Annotated in this window: 16 protein-coding genes; 5 read left to right on the top strand and 11 right to left on the bottom strand. The window is 65.8% G+C overall.

What is annotated here, in order from left to right:
• Positions 1-90: 90 nt before the first annotated feature.
• From CJ028_RS02200 to CJ028_RS02240, 9 genes are all read right to left on the bottom strand, one after another.
• A complete protein-coding gene (locus CJ028_RS02200; protein WP_240607037.1) occupies positions 91-1,251 on the bottom strand; it encodes an ROK family transcriptional regulator in 1,161 nt (386 codons plus the stop codon).
• Between the two features lie 338 nt (positions 1,252-1,589).
• Positions 1,590-1,976: a RidA family protein gene (locus CJ028_RS02205; protein WP_105033657.1), complete on the bottom strand. Its 387-nt coding sequence runs from the start codon at positions 1,974-1,976 to the stop codon at positions 1,590-1,592.
• Positions 1,977-2,028: 52 nt separating this feature from the next.
• Positions 2,029-2,760 (bottom strand): IclR family transcriptional regulator, encoded by a 732-nt coding sequence (locus CJ028_RS02210; protein WP_105033658.1) that lies wholly within the window; start codon positions 2,758-2,760, stop codon positions 2,029-2,031.
• Between the two features lie 55 nt (positions 2,761-2,815).
• Positions 2,816-4,393 carry an N-acyl-D-amino-acid deacylase family protein gene (locus CJ028_RS02215; protein ID WP_105033659.1) on the bottom strand — a complete coding sequence of 526 codons (1,578 nt, stop codon included), beginning with the start codon at positions 4,391-4,393 and terminating at the stop codon, positions 2,816-2,818.
• Position 4,394: 1 nt separating this feature from the next.
• Entirely contained in the window at positions 4,395-5,576 is a 1,182-nt protein-coding gene (locus CJ028_RS02220) for an ABC transporter ATP-binding protein (RefSeq protein WP_105033660.1), read from the bottom strand.
• Between the two features lie 5 nt (positions 5,577-5,581).
• A complete protein-coding gene (locus CJ028_RS02225; RefSeq protein ID WP_105033661.1) occupies positions 5,582-6,418 on the bottom strand; it encodes a carbohydrate ABC transporter permease in 837 nt (278 codons plus the stop codon).
• Positions 6,415-7,338 (bottom strand): carbohydrate ABC transporter permease, encoded by a 924-nt coding sequence (locus CJ028_RS02230; RefSeq protein WP_105033662.1) that lies wholly within the window; start codon positions 7,336-7,338, stop codon positions 6,415-6,417. Before CJ028_RS02230 ends, CJ028_RS02225 begins: the two co-directional genes overlap by 4 nt.
• Before the next feature lie 86 nt (positions 7,339-7,424).
• Positions 7,425-8,681, bottom strand: a complete 1,257-nt coding sequence (locus CJ028_RS02235) for an ABC transporter substrate-binding protein (protein ID WP_161498872.1) — start codon at positions 8,679-8,681, stop codon at positions 7,425-7,427.
• Between the two features lie 153 nt (positions 8,682-8,834).
• Positions 8,835-10,136, bottom strand: a complete 1,302-nt coding sequence (locus CJ028_RS02240; protein ID WP_105033786.1) for a type III PLP-dependent enzyme domain-containing protein — start codon at positions 10,134-10,136, stop codon at positions 8,835-8,837.
• Positions 10,137-10,261: 125 nt separating this feature from the next.
• On the opposite strand from CJ028_RS02240, the gene CJ028_RS02245 reads away from it, so the two are divergent.
• From CJ028_RS02245 to CJ028_RS02255, 3 genes are read left to right on the top strand one after another with little or no spacing between them, the layout of a single operon-like run.
• The gene (locus CJ028_RS02245) at positions 10,262-11,143 is read left to right on the top strand and encodes a sugar kinase (RefSeq protein WP_105033664.1); all 882 of its coding nucleotides are present in this window, start codon (positions 10,262-10,264) and stop codon (positions 11,141-11,143) included.
• 18 nt (positions 11,144-11,161) lie between these two features.
• A complete protein-coding gene (locus CJ028_RS02250) occupies positions 11,162-11,773 on the top strand; it encodes a bifunctional 4-hydroxy-2-oxoglutarate aldolase/2-dehydro-3-deoxy-phosphogluconate aldolase (protein ID WP_105033665.1) in 612 nt (203 codons plus the stop codon).
• Positions 11,766-12,155, top strand: a complete 390-nt coding sequence (locus CJ028_RS02255) for a rhodanese-like domain-containing protein (protein WP_105033666.1) — start codon at positions 11,766-11,768, stop codon at positions 12,153-12,155. The genes CJ028_RS02250 and CJ028_RS02255 overlap by 8 nt, the downstream gene beginning before the upstream one ends.
• Here the strand turns inward: CJ028_RS02255 and CJ028_RS02260 are convergent.
• Positions 12,146-13,315: an exo-beta-N-acetylmuramidase NamZ family protein gene (locus CJ028_RS02260; protein WP_105033667.1), complete on the bottom strand. Its 1,170-nt coding sequence runs from the start codon at positions 13,313-13,315 to the stop codon at positions 12,146-12,148. The genes CJ028_RS02255 and CJ028_RS02260 overlap by 10 nt on opposite strands.
• A gap of 22 nt (positions 13,316-13,337) precedes the next feature.
• Positions 13,338-14,204, bottom strand: a complete 867-nt coding sequence (locus CJ028_RS02265; protein ID WP_105033668.1) for a MurR/RpiR family transcriptional regulator — start codon at positions 14,202-14,204, stop codon at positions 13,338-13,340.
• Between the two features lie 168 nt (positions 14,205-14,372).
• Between CJ028_RS02265 and CJ028_RS02270 the strand changes: the two genes are divergently transcribed.
• Both CJ028_RS02270 and CJ028_RS02275 read left to right on the top strand, forming a co-directional pair.
• Positions 14,373-15,305: an N-acetylmuramic acid 6-phosphate etherase gene (locus tag CJ028_RS02270; protein WP_105033669.1), complete on the top strand. Its 933-nt coding sequence runs from the start codon at positions 14,373-14,375 to the stop codon at positions 15,303-15,305.
• The gene (locus CJ028_RS02275; RefSeq protein WP_105033670.1) at positions 15,302-16,582 is read left to right on the top strand and encodes an ABC transporter substrate-binding protein; all 1,281 of its coding nucleotides are present in this window, start codon (positions 15,302-15,304) and stop codon (positions 16,580-16,582) included. The genes CJ028_RS02270 and CJ028_RS02275 overlap by 4 nt, the downstream gene beginning before the upstream one ends.
• The last annotated feature ends 39 nt before the right edge of the window (positions 16,583-16,621 follow it).

Below are 16,621 nucleotides of genomic sequence, written 5' to 3' on the forward strand. Positions count from 1 at the left end.
CGCCTCGGGTCGGGCGGGTCGGGCCGGCGCCTCGGGTCGGGCGGGTCGGGCCGGCGGCTCGGGTCGGGCGGGTCGGGCCGGCGGCTCGGGTCAGCTGATGCCGAGCTGGCTGGCCAGGACCTGCGCGGCAACGCCGCGCAGGACGCCGTCGTCGCCGAGGTCACTGTGGCGCACGGTGACCTGGGCGCCATCGATCGCCATTGTGCGGGCGGCGATGGTCTGCGCGGTCACCGTGAGCACCCGGTCGGTGAGCACGTCGTGGGGGCCGCTCAACACGATCTCGCTCACGTTGAGCATGCCAACGACCGGTGCCAGGGCGATGCCCAGGCGAACCCCGGCGGCTTCCCGAACGGCGTTCGTCACCTCGTCGCTCCCGGCCCGATGCAGCTGGCCACGGATGGCCGGGACCGACAGCCAGGTTTCCAGGCATCCGGTCTTGCCGCACGTGCAGAGCGCCCCGCCGTCGGTGCCCACCACGACATGACCGATCTCGCCGGCCGCGAACCGGCTGCCGCGCACGAGCTGTCCGTTGACGATGACGCCGGCGCCGAGGCCGCGGCCCACCCGCACGACGATGACGTCGGCGGCGGCGTCGCCCCACGCCCGTTCGGCGATTGCGGCAGCGTCAGCGTCGTTCATGACCACGGCGACCGCCCCGAACCGGCGCGACACCGTGTCCGCGAGGTCTTCATTGGTCCAGCCGAGGTTGGTGGCTTGCAGCACCACGCCGCGCTCGTTGATAATGCCGGGCGAACCGATGCCGATGCCGAGCAGCGGCGAGGGACTGCGCTCGGCCAGTTCGGCGATGAGGTCGAGCACGGCGTCGACGGCCACATGGCCGCGGGCATCCGGCGACCGGGTCTCGGCGCGGCGAAGAACTTCTCCGTTGAGGTCAAGCAGGGCGCCGCGAAACAGCGCGGGCTGGCTCAGGTCAATGCCAATGATGGTGAACGCTGCCACGTTGATGTCGAGCACTGTGGCCGGCTTACCTGGCCGGGCATCCTCTCGCCGGCCCAGCTCCCGCACGAGCGTGTCGTCGATGAGCTCGCCGATGAGATCCGACACGGTCACCCGGGTGAGCCCGGTGGCCCGAGCGATATCGGCCCGGCTCAATTGGGCGCCGCGATAGAGGGTTTGCAGCACGAGCGCACGATTGTGGCGGCGGGTATGCTCGGGCAGGAGTTTCTTGCCCGCGACCGGCCCCATCAGGGGTGTCACGGTGCGGCTTCGGGCGGGCACCGGGGAATCCATCTGGCCAATCCTGGGGCATGGGGAACAGCGGAATGAGTTTTGTTAGGTCAACTAACGAAACCTTACCGTGTGCTCCACCGTGCACGCCAGAGCATGCTCCTGGCCAACGCGGGCCAACACGTCGCGCTCGCGGGTCAGCGGGCACGGCACGGCGCTTAGGGCCGGAGGCGGCTGCCGCGTACGTTATGCCGGTAAATTTCGCGACACGCCGAGCCGGGTGCGCAAATAGCCCAGCGTGTCGGAATTTTACCGGCATAACGTGCAGCCGGGCGGGCAGCCGGGCGGGCAGCCGGGCGGGCGGCGGGCGGGTAGCCGGGCGTGCGGCGGGCGGGTCGCGCCTACTCGCCGGCGGGCAACACCGCTACGACGTCGATCTCGACCAGGATGTTGGCCAGCTGGGAGCCGACCGTGGTGCGCACCGGGAACGGCGCGGAGAAGAACTCCTTGTAGGCCTCGTTGAACTCGGCGAAGTCCTCGTTGAGGTTCTGCAGGTGCGCGGTGACCTTGACGGAGTCGTCGAGGGTGAGCCCGCGCTCGGCGAGCACAGCGGAGATGTTGCGCAGCACCTGTCGGGTCTGCTCGCCGACCGTGGCTGCCTTCTCACCGGTCTCGGGGTTCTGCGGGCCAAAACCGGCACTGTAGAAGAACCCGTTGGCTACGATTCCCTGGCTGTAGGGGCCGGCCGGCTGCGGAGCGTTGGCGGTTCTGATGGCGATTTTCGTCATGGTGTTCCTTTCGTGGTGGGCGCGCGCCACGAAAGCAGCGCGACACCCGTGATCATCCGAGCTCGCGAGAAATGAGCTCGGCAGTCTGTTGCATCAAGGGCAGGTGAGTTTTGAGTTGGGGCAGGTTCTGAACCATGCGGATAGCGGTCACCGACAAGGCGCCGACGACACCCATCGACGAGTGGATGGGGACGGCAACGCAGTTGACGAAGTCCTCAAATTCCCGGTCGTCGGCGGCCCAGCGTTGCTTCTTGATGATCTCAAGCTCGCGGTCGAGCGCGTCCCGGGAGGTGATGGTGTGCTCGGTGAATTTCTCCCAGGTCGACCCGGCCAGTACCGCGTTGCGGCCTCCTTCGTCAAGATCGGCCAGGATGGCCTTGCCCACGCCGCTGCAATACGGCAGCACGGCTTTGCCGATGCGGGAGTACATGCGCACACCGTTGGGGTCTTCGACCTTGTCGACGTAGACGATGCTGCTCTCCATGAGCGCGGCGAGGTGCACGGTATTGCCGACCACCTTGTGCAGGCGGCGGATATGGTCGTGCGCGGCTTCTCTCAGGTCGAGGTTGTCGAAGGCCAGTTTGGAGAGCGAGATGAGGTGCAGGCCCAGGGTGTACTGGCCCGACTTGCGCCGGTGCACGTAGCCCACCTCTTCGAGGGATTGCAGCTCACGGAACATGGTGGAGCGGTGCAGATCGAACATTAGAGATAGTTCCACGACCGTCTTCGGCCCCTCCGCGATGGAGTCGATGATGAGCGCGGCGCGACGAACGCTTTTCGACATGGGACTACTTTCTGGTTAGAGGCCTGGCTGATGCAAATACTGCAACACTGCGACGTTATCGCCCTATCGGGACCCGTCGTAATCCCTGACCGGCCAATTCGGCGGTGAGCTGGCCGGCGACGAGAACCGGCCGGCCGGCGACGAAGACATCGTCGATGCCGGTGGCCAGCGCGACCGGGGCCTCATAGGTGGACTGGTCGGCCACCGCGGCGGCGTCGACGACGATGACGTCGGCGATCTGCCCGGTCGCCAACCGCCCGCGCGCACCGAGTTCGAAGGTGTCGACCGGCCGGGTGGCGAGGTGCGCCACGGCCGCCGGCCAGGTGTAAAAGCCGTGTTCGCGCACGAATTCGCGCAGGTAGCGAGCGAAGGTTCCATGGGCCCGCGGGTGCGGGTGCGCCCCCACGAAGATGCCGTCCGACCCGCCGATGTGCAGCTCGTGCGAGAGGATGCGACCCAGCTCCTCGACCGGGCGAGCGTAGCGCACCGCCATGATGGCGTTCACTTCGAGCCGCGAGGCCAGCAACACATCGAGCGCGAAGTCGATCACGTCGACCTCGGCCCTCGCGGCTCCCTCGGCGATCGTGAGGCCGTGCGCCCAGGCGTATTCGGGCGCACGGATGTGGCCGAGGGTGATCATGGTAGGCCAGGCCGGCCCGAGGCTCGGCTTCTGGTCGATTTGCGGGAACCACTCCCGGCGGAGTGCTTCTCTCGCTTCGGGGCGGGCCAACTCGAGCAGAATCTCCTGCAGCGGGCGAATCGCCAATTCCGGCGGCAGCAGCGGCATGGCCAGCAGCGTGCATCCGCGGGTATAGGGGTAGGCGTCAAAAGTGGTGTCGATGTCTGCGCCCCGCAACCGGTCCAGCAGGGGAAGAAGCGTGTCGGCTTCGGCGTGAAAGTGCGAGATGTGGGTGCGCACCCCCGAGTGCCGGCTGATCGCGGCGATCTCATCGACTCCGGCGGCCGAGTTGGCCTCGTAGCCGCCGCGCATGTGGGTGACGTAGACCGCGCCGATGGCCGCGACCGGCTCGCACAGTGCGGCCAGTTCGGCGGTGTCCGAATAGAGTCCGGGCACGTAGTCAAGCCCGCTCGACAGGCCGACGGCGCCGTCACGCAGCCCCTCGGTGACGAGGTCGCGCATGCGGGCCAGCTGCTCGGGGGTGGCGGGTTCGGTGCTGCGTGCCATAACTTCGTGGCGCACTGTTCCTGCCGGCACGAGGTAGGCCACGTTGAGCCTGGTGGTGTGATCGTAGGTGGCGAGCAGGTGGGCAACGCTCGACCCTCTATAGGTCGGATGCTCGCCGTTGATCGCGGCAAAATACTCCGACGCGTAGGCCCCGTCGCCGGGCGCGTAGGAGACGCCGTCCTGGCCAGCGATGATGGTCGTCACCCCCTGGCGCAGCAGCGCGAGTTGCACCGCGGGGTCGAAGACCTTGCCGTCGCCGTGCGAGTGCGCATCGATGAAACCGGGAAGCACCAGTCGGCCGGCACAGTCCACATCGACGTCCCCGGCCTCGGCCGGGATCTCGCCAACGGCCTCAATGCGGTCGCCACGCATCGCGAGGTCGCCGCGGTACGGCTCCCCCGCGCTGCCGTCGACGATCACGCCGTTACGCAGGACCAGGCGGGTCATGTCAGTGCTCCAGTCGCGTGCCGGTCTCGGGGTCGAACAGGTGAACGGCGTCGCTGGCAAAGGTGATACGGCATCCGCTATTGGTCGTGAAATGCTCCTCACCGGCGATGCGCGCGTAGTGCAGGCCGCGGCTGGCGCCGACCCCCACGTCGACCGTGGCACCGACTGGACCGGTCTTGACGCCCACGACAGTTTCGGCACCGAGGTGTTCCACCACGAGGGTGTGCGCTTCGATCGACAGCAGATCTGTGCTTTCCCCCGGGGACTTGAGCCCGATCTTCTCGGCCCGCACGCCCAGTGAGACCTTCTGCAGCCCCAGCGCCACAACGGATGCCGCCCAGCCGGCGGAATTTAGCACCGGCACGTCGTCGACATAGAGCAGCCCGTCGCGCACCGTCGCCGCGAAGATGTTCATCGGCGGGGAGCCGATGAACCGGGCGACGAATTCGTTGGCGGGAGCGCTGTAGATCTCGGCGGGGGTGCCGTACTGCTGCACGACGCCCTCGTTCATGACGATGATGCGGGTGCCCATGGTCATCGCCTCGACCTGGTCATGGGTGACGTAGACGAATGTTTTCTGCACGCGCGCGTGCAGGGCCGAAATTTCGGCTCGCATCTGCATGCGCAGCTTGGCGTCGAGGTTCGACAACGGTTCGTCGAACAGGTAGATCGCGGGTTCGCGAATGATCGAACGGGCCACGGCCACCCGCTGACGCTGACCGCCAGAGAGGGCTTTCGGCCTGCGTTCGAGGTAGTCGGTGAGCTCGAGCATCTCGGCGGTGCGCTCGATCTTCGCCGTGATGTCGGGGCGTTTCAGCAGCCGAGACCGCATCAGTGAACCCACGAACGGCAGGTGGTGCCACCAGCGGAAGTTGTCCATGATGAGCGGAAACGCGATGTTGGCCCGCACGGTCATGTGCGGATACAGGGCGTAGGACTGGAACACAAACGCGATATTGCGCTGCTTGGGGGTGAGGGTGTTCACGACGTCGTCGCCGAATTTCAGGGTGCCGGAGCTGATGTCGGTGAGTCCGGCGACCATGCGCAGCATGGTGGATTTGCCGCAGCCCGACGGGCCGAGCAAGACCAGAAACTCTTTGTCGTCGACCGTGGCGCTGAAGTCGCTGATGACGGTGTTGGCGCCATAACTCTTGGACAGGGCGTCAAATGTGAGCGATGCCATCGGGGTCAGCCTTTCACAGAGCCGGCGGTGAGACCGGCGACGATCTTGCGTTGCATGAGGAGGAAGAAAATGGCCGCGGGAATCGTGAAGACGATCGCCCCGCTGAAGACCATGTCGAGCGGTGTGGTGAATTCACCGATGAAAGAGGCCAGTCCGGTGGAGGCGACCCAGTTCGACGTGTCGTGAATGAACGTGGTCGCGAAGAGGTACTCGTTCCAGCCGTCGAAGAAGGTGATGACGGCTGCCGCCGCGAGGGACGGCGCGATCAACGGGATGAACATGACCTGCAGAATCGTGAGGGCGTTGCAGCCGTCGACCCGCGCGGATTCCTCGATCTCGTAGGGCACGGTGTCCATCGCCGATTTCAGCAGGAACACCGCGACCGGCATGGCGAAGGCCGTGTTCACGAGCACGAGACCGTAGAGCTCGTTGAGCAGCCCGAGGGTCATGAACATGGAATAGAGGGGAACGATGAGCAGGGCTTCGGGCAGCATCTGGGTGGCAAAGAAACCGAAGGTCATCAGGCCCTTGCCGACGAACTTGTACCGGGACAGCGCGTAGGCGGCCAGGCAGGCCAGCAGCAGGCTCAACAGCGTCGTTCCCCCGGCCACCAGGGCGGAGTTGCCGAGCCACCGGAGGAAGGGCGAGTCACTCACCAGCACCTGGAAGATGTTCAGCGTGCGACTGAAGTCGGGGATGATCCGCTGGTTGTTGGAGTAGAGATCATCGACCGGCGTCATGGCCGTGTTGATCATCCAGAACACGGGGAAGCCCGCGAGGATGACGAGCACGAGGGCGAGCAGCGTGCGCACCCCGATGCTGAGATTGCGCCTGCCGATCATGATTCGACCCCGTTCGCTTTGGTCGCGCGTTGTTCGACGAAGAAGTAGACGACGGTGACGATGAGCGAGAGCAGCAGCCCCAGCACGCCGGCAGCCGCGGCCAGTCCCAGGTTTCCATTGTTGAAGGCCTGGCGGTACACGTTGATGACGATCGTCGTCGTCGCGTCGACCGGGCCTCCTCCGGTGAGCAGCCAGATGATCTCAAAGCGACGGAACGACCAGATCGTCATGAGCAGGGCGACGACGCGCATGGTGGGCGCAATCTGCGGCAGGACGATCTGTTTGAAGGTGGTGAAGGCATCCGCCCCGTCGACTCGGGTGGCTTCGTAGAGTTCCTCGGGAACGGATTGCAAGGCAGCCAGCACGATGAGCATGACGAAGGGCGCGAGCTTCCAGACCGTGGCGATGACCACGGCGAGCATGCCGTAATTGGGGTCGATGAGCCAGCCCACCTGGCCAAGCCCGAGCCCCTGAGTGACGTCGCCGGCGATGCCGTTGGTGTCGTTGTAGATCCAGCGAAAGACGAGCGCGAGGGCAACGGTCGGCACAGCCCAGGGCAGCACCATGATGGTGCGAGCGATCGCGCGGCCGGGCAGAAACCCGTTGATGACGAGCGCCGAGGCCGTGCCGAGAACGAGGCAGCCAATCACGGTCGCCGCCGTGTAGATGAGTGTCGTGTAGACGCTCTTCATGAAGGCACCGCTGGTGATGAGAGCGGTGTAGTTGTCGACGCCCACGTATGAACCGGCCGAGGGGTTGAGCAGTTTGCTGTTGGTGAAGCTGAGGTTCACCCCGGTCAGCAGCGGGAACGCCGTGAAGAAGAGCAGGTAGAGCACGGCGAGGCCGATGAAGATGTAGGGCGCCGAGCGTACGCGTTTCTTCGTACGAGCGGGCCGCGTCTGGGGAATTGCGGAGACCATGCGAATCCTCGAAAGTCGGGCGGAAGGTGACCCTGCTCGGGTGCGGCGGCTAGTGACCGCCGCACCCGAGCAGGCTGTGGCTGGTGCTACTGAGTGAGGGCTTCAGCCTGTTTCTGAGCTTCGGCGAGGGCTTCCTCAGCGGAGACACCCTCGGTGAGCACGCGTTCGATCTGCGTGAGCACGATCGTGCGGATGGCAGAGGTGTCAGCCTCGAATCCGGCGATGATGACGCTGCTGGCGTCGTTGACCTGCTCGTGGAACGCGGCGACCCAGGGGTTGGCGTTCAGCAGTTCGTCGGACGCGTCAATCTCGGTGGCGATGGCCGACGGGAAGAGCGTATCGGCGAGGCTTTGCTGGGCGTCGTCGGTGAGCATCCACTTGATGAAGTCTTTGGCCGCTTCCTTGTTCTTGGAGTTGGCGTTGACACCGATGGAGAAGCCGGCGTAGGCCGAACCGCCCTCGGGGAAGGGCAGAACGGCGGAGCCGATCTTGTCGGCCGGAACCGCGTCGCCGACGAGGGTCATGACGGCCGAGGAGTTGTCGATGGCCATTCCCAGTTCGCCGGCTGCGAAAGCCGAGCGGTAGGTGGAGGCGTCCTGGCCCTTACCGAAGCCCGGGGAGTCGTAGACCGACTTGAAGGCCTCGACGGCTTCGATGTTCTCGTCGGAGTCGATGGTGAGGTTCTCACCGTCTGACCACTCGCCGCCGTAGCCGAATTCCCAGTTGGACTGGTCGGTCCACCACGGAGTTTCTTCGTTCATCTGGTGGCGAACCGAGAAGCCGGTCTTGCCGGTGGTTTCGGTGATCGTGGCCGCAGCGGTGATCAGTTCGTCGACGGTGGTGGGCGCTTCGACGCCCGCAGCGGCGAGGATGTCGGTGTTCCAGAACAGAGAGTAGGGAACGACCTCCCAGACCAGGCCGAGCTGGTTGCCGTCGACGACGTAGTTGTCGTTGATGTTGCGCAATTCGGTTGCTTCGCTGACGACATCGTCGAGCGGCTCGAGCAGGCCGGCATCGGCAAGCTGGGGGAAGTAGGCGTCGGGGATGACGAACACGTCGGGGCCGGCGCCGGCGCCGAACTGCGTACTCAGGGTCTTTTCGTAGTCGGCGCGAGCGATCTCGACCTTTTCGAGCGTCACGTCGGGGTTCTCGGTCGTGTAGCCGTTGATCGTGTCGAACAGAGCGTCACCGCGGGTGGGCTCCAGAAACTGCCAGGTGGCCACGGATAGCGTGCCATCGGCTTCGGCTGTGTCGGCGGCTTCGTCGCCACCGCCCGCACAGCCCGAGAGTGCGAGTGCGGCGATCGCTATCACGGCGACCGGGACTGTCTTTAGAACTTTCACGTTTCCTCCTAGTGCAATGGTGCCCGTGCATATGTTGCAACGCGTGTTGCAGATGCTGTGAATTCAGTATTGTTTAGCCCGGAGTCGGGCGGAAGAGCGGCATGTTGCGGGTTTGTAACATTTGCACGCCCGTGTGCGTATATTGCACACTTTTTAGAAGTAGGTGCGCACCAGGCCCACGACGAGGTCGGACTCCCAGTTCTGGACGACGGGGATGCAACGCCACTTGTCGAACGCGGTGCACGGGTGCGACAACCCGAGCGTCACGACCGAGCCGATCCGAAGCTCCTGCGCCGGGTCCAGCCGTAGAAAACTGTGCTGGTCATTCATCGCGCTGACCGAGGCCCCGGTCACCGGCGTTGCGGCCGCTCCGAGGTCGTCGGCGCGGGCCTGAGGAATGGGAAGCCCTTCGTCGTAGGGAAAGTCGCGCTTGCCGGCGTCAAGCAGGGCGAGTCCCGGTTCCGGGCGCGACAGCACCCGCGCGAGCCCGCGCATCGCGGGTTGCAGCACGTGCGCCGGGTCGGCGTCGACCAGCCGCGACGCATCCAGCGGGGAGATCCCCCGATAGAAGCCGTCATCGTGGGTGAGATAGGCGCCGGAACGCAGCACATAGCGCGTGCGCGGCACTGGATTCGTGATGGGGGCGAAGACCTCATCGACGAGGTCGAAGTAGGCGCTGCCGCCGGCCGTGAGAATGACCTCCTGGTCGTCGTACTCGTCGGCCAGGCTCGTGTGCAGTTCGAGCATCTTGCCGAGGTAGTCGCGCACGGCGGCGAGCCCGTGCTCGCTGCGGTCGTGGGCGAGGCAGCCTTCGTAACCCGCGACGCCAGCCAGACGCAGCACCGACGACCGACGGATGCGTTCAGCCACGATCCGCGCATCGGCCAGCGTGCGCGCCCCCGTGCGTCCCCCGGCAGCGCCGAGCTCCACGCAGACGTTGATTGGCCGCGCGAGTTCGACGCCGTCGAGCGCGCGTTCCATGACCTCGACGGTATCGACGGAGTCGGCCCAGCAGCTGAACGAGAAGTTCGGGTCGGCGAGCTGGGCAGCTACGAAACGTAAGGCGCGCACATCCGTCAGCGCGTTGGCGAGCATGATCGAGTCGAAGCCGAAGTCGCGGGCCACTCGTACCTGGCCGGCCGTGGCGAGGGTAATGCCGAAGGAGCCGGTGTCGAGCTGGCGCTGCCAGAGGGTGGGCGCCATGGTGGTCTTGCCGTGGGGCATGAGCGAGAAGCCGTGGCGCGCAGTCCAGTCGGCCATGACGCCGAGGTTGTGCGCGAGGGCGTCGTCGCTGAGCACGAGAAGCGGGGTCCAAAACTCGGACAGCTGGGGGCTGGTGGCCAGGAACTGTTCAACCGTGAGGCCGACTGCTCGAGCCGGGAGGCCCTTGTCGCGGGGCGACAGTTGGTGGTTGTCTACTCGGATGTCTGCACCGTACCGATCGAGTCGTTGCATGTCGTGCACATGCAGTTGCAATTTCTGTTATCGATTATCTAATCAGAACCACCGCAGACTCGCGACCATGTTGCAATATTTGCAACGATGTTGCAATATACGCTCAAATAGTTGACTATGGAGCCATGACCCAGACTGTGATCACCATTGGCGAGACCATGGTGCTCGTCACGCCGTTTGCGGCCGAGCCGCTGGAGACCGCGAGCGCGTTTCGGCTTGATATCGGCGGTGCTGAGTCGAACGTGGCGTCGCACCTGTGCGATCTGGGCACGCCGACCGCGTGGGTGAGCCAGCTCGGCGACGACGCCCTCGGGGGGCGGGTGGAACGACTGCTGCGCGAACGCCAGGTCGACACCGGCTGGGTGCGCCGGGTTACCTCAGCGCCGACGGGCGCGTACTTCAAGGACCCCGGTAACGGCGTGCAGTATTTTCGCGCCGGCTCTGCGGCGTCACTCATGAATGCCTTGACTGTCGCTGCGGTTCCCCTCGAAAGCGCTCGGCTCGTGCACCTGTCGGGCATCACCGAAGCCTTGTCGGCGAGCTGTGCCGAGCTGGTCGCGGCCGTCATCGCTCGGGTTGCCGCGGCGCCCACGCTGCTGAGCTTCGACGTGAACTATCGCAGCGCCCTGTGGAGCGTGACCGAGGCTGCTCCAGCGCTCGCACACTCGGCCGGCGGCGCCGACATTGTTTTCGTGGGCCTCGACGAAGCCCGCACCCTGTGGGACACGCGAACTCCCGACGACGTTCGGGCGAAGTTGGCCCACGTGCCGTATCTGGTCGTGAAAGACGGTGACGTGGGCGCGACCGAGTACTCCCCTGCGGGAACCGTGTTCGTTCCGGCGACCCCGACGGCCGTCGTCGAGGCGGTCGGTGCCGGTGACGCGTTCGCCGCCGGGTACCTGCACGCTTTCCTGCAGGGCCAAGGCAGCGCCGAGCGCCTGCAGGCCGGTCACGACCGTGCCGTACTGGTTTTGCAATCGACGAGTGACTTTCTGCACATCCACTGACCGCTTTGAGAGGCCCTAATGATCGCACTATCGAATGAATCGCTCAGCCCCCTGCTCGACGGCCAACCGCTGATGGCCATTCTGCGCGGCTTCGGCGTTGAGCGCAGCCTCGAGTTGGCACAGCAGGCCTGGGATCTCGGCATCGACTGCGTCGAGCTGCCGATCCAGTCCAGCCGCGACATCGACGCGCTTCGTGCCGTGGTGGCGGCCGGGGCAGACCGCGGCAAATCGGTCGGGGCCGGAACGGTCGTCACGCTCGAACACGTGCGCCAGGCCCACGAAGCTGGGGCCGCCTTCACGGTGAGCCCCGGCTACGACCCGGTCATCGTGCGCGCGTCGTTCGATGCCGGCATGCCGCCCCTGCCGGGCGTTGCCACCGCTTCGGAGGTGCAGGCCGCCCTCGCGTCTGGCCTGACCTGGCTCAAGGCCTTTCCGGCCAGCATTCTCGGGCCGACCTGGTTCACCACCATGGCCGGTCCGTTTCCGCAGGCCAAATTCGTAGCGACCGGCGGTATGGACGCCTCGAACGCTTCACTCTTTCTCGCCAACGGCGTGCGCACCGTGGCCGTGGGCTCGGCCCTGGGCGACCCGGCCCAGCTGGAGCTGCTCGCGGCCATCGCCCATGCTTGATTACCTAGCGGCAAGGCTCGCCTACGAGGTGGACGTGCTCGATGCCGCGGCCGGGCTGGACTCGGGGGAATTCATTCTGGTAGACACGCGCATGCAGGCGTCGTGGGACCACGGGCATGCCCTGGGTGCGATTCAGCTGCGGGGTGACATTCCGACCGGACGAACCGTGGTCGTGTACGGCTGGGGTCCAGGCTGCAATGGCGCCACCCGAGCGGCCGCTGCGCTCATCGCGCGGGGTTATTCGGTGCGGGAAATGATCGGTGGGTTCGAGTACTGGTACCGTTCAGGTCTCGCGGTGGAAACCGCCGCCGGCATCATGCATCCGCCCGTGGACCCGCTGGTCGGGGCGGCTGGCGCGGCACTGGGCGAGGCTCAGCCGTAGAGCAGATCCTGCCGCACCGCGTCGGCCCAGTCCGGCACCTCGAGCGCGGCACGGTCATTCCACGCCCCCGCGGTGATTTCGTCGAAGGCCCCGCGGTGGCCGAACAGCTTCTCCAGCGGGGTCGCCGAGCTCTCGCCCGGCATGGCCATGTGGGTGCGCTCCGACAGCATTCCCGGGTGGATCTCCTCGACCGCAGCCAGCATGCGCACACCGGTATGCACGGGACGGAATGCCTGCGCATCGGTCACGTGCAAGATGATGCCCGTACACGCCTCGCCGGCCCAGTCGCGCACCCACGGGGTGAAGCCGTACTCGAGTGCGCTCACCCCGGCAAGGTCGAGTTGGGCCAGCCGATCGGCCAGGGCAGCCCCGTCGAGCCACGGCGCGCCGATCACCCGGAACGGCACTGCCGTACTGCGTCCCTCCGCGAGGTTGACGCCCTCGGCGAGACAGGTGCCGGGGTAGAGCAGCGCGGTCGCGGCGGAGGGCATGTTGAGCGACGGCGGCATCCACGGTCGATCCATCGCCCAGGTCGGTTCGGCACGGTCCCAGCCCTCGACGGACACAACTTCGAGGTCCACGGCGATGCCGCGCGTGCGTACCCAGTGGCGTGCCGCCTCACCGATGGTCAGGGAATGGCGGATCGGCATCGACCAACGGCCCACGAGCGAGTGGCAGTCCTCATCGAGCATCGGGCCCTCGGCCTGCGCCAGAGCGCCGCCGAGCGGGTTCGGCCGGTCGGCGATCACGACCGCAACCCCCGCCTCGGCGCAGGCCTCGAGCAGGTGACTGAGCGTCCAGATGTAGGTGTAGAAACGGCTGCCGACGTCGGGCAGGTCGACGAGCACGATATCGAGGCCGTCGAGATCGGCGGGTGTCGGCCGTACCTTCTCTCCATAAAGACTCACGACCGGGATGCCCGTGGCCGGGTCAGACCCGTTCGTCACGACCGCGCCCTCGCTCGCTCGCCCGCTCAACCCGTGCTCCGGGCCGAAGAACCGCTTTACCGGATACCCGCTGGCCACAATCGCGTCTCGCGCGCGGCGGGCATCCGCTGTGATGGCGAGGTCGTTGGTGAGGTAACCCAGCCGTGACGATTTCAGCCGGGCGACGAGTTGCGTGGGTGTTCCGGCGATGAGCCGGTCGATACCGTTGTGCACTGGTGGCCTTTCGTTCGTGTGATCAGTCGACGCGATGGCCCTGCACGGCCCGGTAGGTGAGTTCGAGGTTGGTTGACATGCTGTCGAAGTTGCGTTGGGCAATGCGCACGAGCAGAAAGTCGATCACCGCCAATTGCGCCATGCGGCTCGACATTGCGCCGGCTCGAAACGGGGTGTCGCTGGCGGAGGTCGCGAGCAGGAGATCAACCCGGGTGGCTAGCGGCGAGGTCGGTGCGTTCGAGATCGCGGCGGTCATGGCCCCGGTGCCGGTGGCGACCTCCATCGTCTGCAGAATTTCCAGCGTGCGGCCGGAGTGCGAGATGCCGATCGCAACATCCGCTTCGGTCAGCAACGCCGCGCTGGTGAGCGCGATGTGATGGTCGCTCCAGCACTGCGCGAACAGACCGATGCGGTGTAGTTTCTGCTGCAGGTCCATGCCAGAGAGCGCACTGGACCCGAAGCCGTAGACGTCAATCCGGCGGGCGCCGGAGATGCGCTCGGCCAGGGTGTCGAGGGCCACGAGATCGATGTCCCGCGCGGTCTGATCGATGGCGGACGACTCTTGAAATGCGATCTTTCGCACGGTCGTCTCGGCGTCATCGAGGGGACCGACCTCGCCGTCGCCCACCTGAAAACGCTCACGCCCGGACGTTGCGCGGTCGACATCGACGGCGATGGCCAGGCGGAATTCGGCGTAGCCGTGAAACCCCAGCGTGCGGGCGAAACGAGCCAAAGAGGCCACGGAAACCTCACACGCTGCGGCCACCTGGGTGATGGATGCCCCGACCACCGCGCTCGGGTCAGCGAGCACGTGCGCAGCGATCCGCTGCTCGGTGGGAGTCAGTTCGGCCAATCGTTGGTGCATTGCCGTCAGGGTGTTTGAAGACATGCGCGCTTCGCTTTCTCGCGGATACAGCGGATTCGTTGCTCCATCTTGGCACGGAATGTTTCATTTCTGTAAATAATTATCAGCGCTGACAAAAGTTCTGGTACTTTTTCTCATACCGCTGGTTGGAGGCCCTCCGCTCGGCGGCTACCATCCGAGCGAACGGACAGCATGCATACCGCCGACACGGCAAATTTGCCCCGGACAGAGCGACGTCATCCGGCGTCGATGGACCTCGATCAACTTGAATCGATCGAAATTCTGTGCCTCTTGAACGACGCCGACGCGGAGGTCGCCGCCGCCGTGCGTGCGGCACTGCCGGCATTGGCCCGCCTCGTCGACGCGGGAGAATTCACCCTCGCGCAGGGCGGAACGATCGCCTACTTCGGCGCCGGCACCTCCGGTCGACTCGCGGTTCTCGACGCCGCCGAGCTCATCCCGACTTTCGATCTCGAACCGGGCCGCGTGGTCGCGCACATTGCGGGGGGCCACGATGCTCTCCTGACCGCAATCGAGGGCTCCGAAGATTCCGAAGAGCAAGGCGCTATCGCCGCTGCGACCCTGGGCGCGGGCGATGTAGCGATCGGCGTCACCGCCTCCGGTACGACGCCCTACGTGCGCGGCGCGTTGCGGTCTGCGCAGGGGCGGGGCATCAGGACCGCACTCGTCACGAGCAACCCGCAATCGTCGCTCGCTATCTTCGCCGACATTGTCATCGTCGCCGATACCGGCCCGGAGATTCTCACGGGCTCAACCCGTCTCAAGGCCGGGACGGCCGCGAAGTTCGTGTTGAACGGTTTTTCCACCGCGGTCATGGTGCGTCGTGGTCGGGCCTACTCCAACCTCATGGTTTCGCTCGTCGCCTCCAACGTGAAACTGCGTCACCGCTCGGTACGCATCCTCGCCCAGGCGCTCGATCTCGGCCTGGACGCCGCTGCCGATCTGCTGACCGAGAGTGACGACGAGGTCAAGACGGCGCTCGTGCATCATCTCGGCACGATCGAGGTGCCCCACGCTCGCGAGCTTCTGCGCGCAAGCGACAACAACGTACGCGAGGCACTCCGCCTCGCCTCACTCGAAAAACCAGAGAAGGGAACGTCATGAAGAAGAGAACACTCATGCTCGCCGCGGGGCTGTCGGCGAGCGCACTCGCGCTCGCCGGCTGCGCGCCGGGGGATGCCGGCAGCGACGCCGGTGGCGACTCGACCACGCTGAAAGTCTGGTCGTGGCAGGCAGCGAGCTCACCCGACTGGGAGCGCATCTTTGACGTCTATGAAGACGCGAACCCCGGAATCACGGTGGAATTCGAAGGCTTCCAGGCCACGGAATACAATCAGCTGTTGTCCACCGGTCTCGCTGGGCGGGACGGCCCGGATGTCGCAATGATCCGCGCTTACGGCGGCGCCCAGGGACCGATCCAGGCCGGCCAGCTCACACCGATCGACGACGTCGTCGATGGTCTGGATCTGTTCGAACCGACCGTTCTGCAGGCAGCGCAGGGCCGGGAGGACGGCGTCACCTACGGTGTCCCGTTCGCGTACCAGACCATGCACATGTTTTACAACAAGGACATCTTCGACGAGAACGACCTCGAGGAGCCCAAGACCTGGGACGAGTTCATCCAGCTGCAAGACGACCTGCTCGCAGCAGAGATCACCCCGATGGCGCTCGGTGCCCGCGAAGAGTGGGTGCTGCCCATGTTCCACGACCTGATCGGCTCGGCGCGCTACGGCGGATCTGAGTTCGGCGCGCAGGTTCAGGCCGGCACGACTGACTTCACCAACCCCGACTATGTCGCATCGCTCGAGCTCGTGCAGCAGATGCAGCAGTACTTCGATCCGAACGTGAGCGCCATCGCGGTAGCGGATGCCACCCTACAGTTCACCGCCGGACAAGCTGCACAGTGGCCCGGAGGTTCGTTCGATCTCAAAGTGTTCCAGGACTCCGCCCCCGACACCGAGTGGGGCGTCTACCAGGTGCCGCCAGCTCCCGGCTCGGTGCTGTCAGAGGCGGTGACCCCGTCGTACGCCGACGGCAGCTTCGGCATCAACGCCGCGAGTGAGAAGCAGGAACCGGCGACCGACCTGCTCAACTGGATGACCACTGTGGAATTCGGCCAGCTGGTCGGGGACGAGCTCAAGCAGTTCTCCCCGCTTGCCGGCGTCTCGTACTCCGACCCGCTCATGCAGGAGATGAACGACCTGTACCTCGCGAACCCGTCTCCCTACCTGCTGCTGGTCGACTTCCGCTACGGCGACCCGACCGGAACAGCGGTGCTCGGCCCGGACATCCAGGCCATGTTCCTCGGTCAGAAGACGCCGGAGCAGCTCGCCGCAGATCTCCAAGCGGGGATCTCCACCTGGTTCACTCCGGGCTCCTGAAATTACGTGGTGGGGGCTTTGACCCCCACCACGCTCACC

Source organism: Cryobacterium aureum, from assembly GCF_002954245.1.
Taxonomy (GTDB): Bacteria; Actinomycetota; Actinomycetes; order Actinomycetales; family Microbacteriaceae; genus Cryobacterium; species Cryobacterium aureum.

Bases quoted from the DNA above. Each gene is read 5' to 3' on its own strand.
- CJ028_RS02200 (WP_240607037.1), bottom strand. From the start codon at position 1,251: ATGGATTCCCCGGTGCCCGCCCGAAGCCGCACCGTGACACCCCTGATG.
- CJ028_RS02205 (WP_105033657.1), bottom strand. From the start codon at position 1,976: ATGACGAAAATCGCCATCAGAACCGCCAACGCTCCGCAGCCGGCCGGC.
- CJ028_RS02210 (WP_105033658.1), bottom strand. From the start codon at position 2,760: ATGTCGAAAAGCGTTCGTCGCGCCGCGCTCATCATCGACTCCATCGCG.
- CJ028_RS02215 (WP_105033659.1), bottom strand. From the start codon at position 4,393: ATGACCCGCCTGGTCCTGCGTAACGGCGTGATCGTCGACGGCAGCGCG.
- CJ028_RS02220 (WP_105033660.1), bottom strand. From the start codon at position 5,576: ATGGCATCGCTCACATTTGACGCCCTGTCCAAGAGTTATGGCGCCAAC.
- CJ028_RS02225 (WP_105033661.1), bottom strand. From the start codon at position 6,418: ATGATCGGCAGGCGCAATCTCAGCATCGGGGTGCGCACGCTGCTCGCC.
- CJ028_RS02230 (WP_105033662.1), bottom strand. From the start codon at position 7,338: ATGGTCTCCGCAATTCCCCAGACGCGGCCCGCTCGTACGAAGAAACGC.
- CJ028_RS02240 (WP_105033786.1), bottom strand. From the start codon at position 10,136: ATGCAACGACTCGATCGGTACGGTGCAGACATCCGAGTAGACAACCAC.
- CJ028_RS02245 (WP_105033664.1), top strand. From the start codon at position 10,262: ATGACCCAGACTGTGATCACCATTGGCGAGACCATGGTGCTCGTCACG.
- CJ028_RS02250 (WP_105033665.1), top strand. From the start codon at position 11,162: ATGATCGCACTATCGAATGAATCGCTCAGCCCCCTGCTCGACGGCCAA.
- CJ028_RS02255 (WP_105033666.1), top strand. From the start codon at position 11,766: ATGCTTGATTACCTAGCGGCAAGGCTCGCCTACGAGGTGGACGTGCTC.
- CJ028_RS02265 (WP_105033668.1), bottom strand. From the start codon at position 14,204: ATGTCTTCAAACACCCTGACGGCAATGCACCAACGATTGGCCGAACTG.
- CJ028_RS02270 (WP_105033669.1), top strand. From the start codon at position 14,373: ATGCATACCGCCGACACGGCAAATTTGCCCCGGACAGAGCGACGTCAT.
- CJ028_RS02275 (WP_105033670.1), top strand. From the start codon at position 15,302: ATGAAGAAGAGAACACTCATGCTCGCCGCGGGGCTGTCGGCGAGCGCA.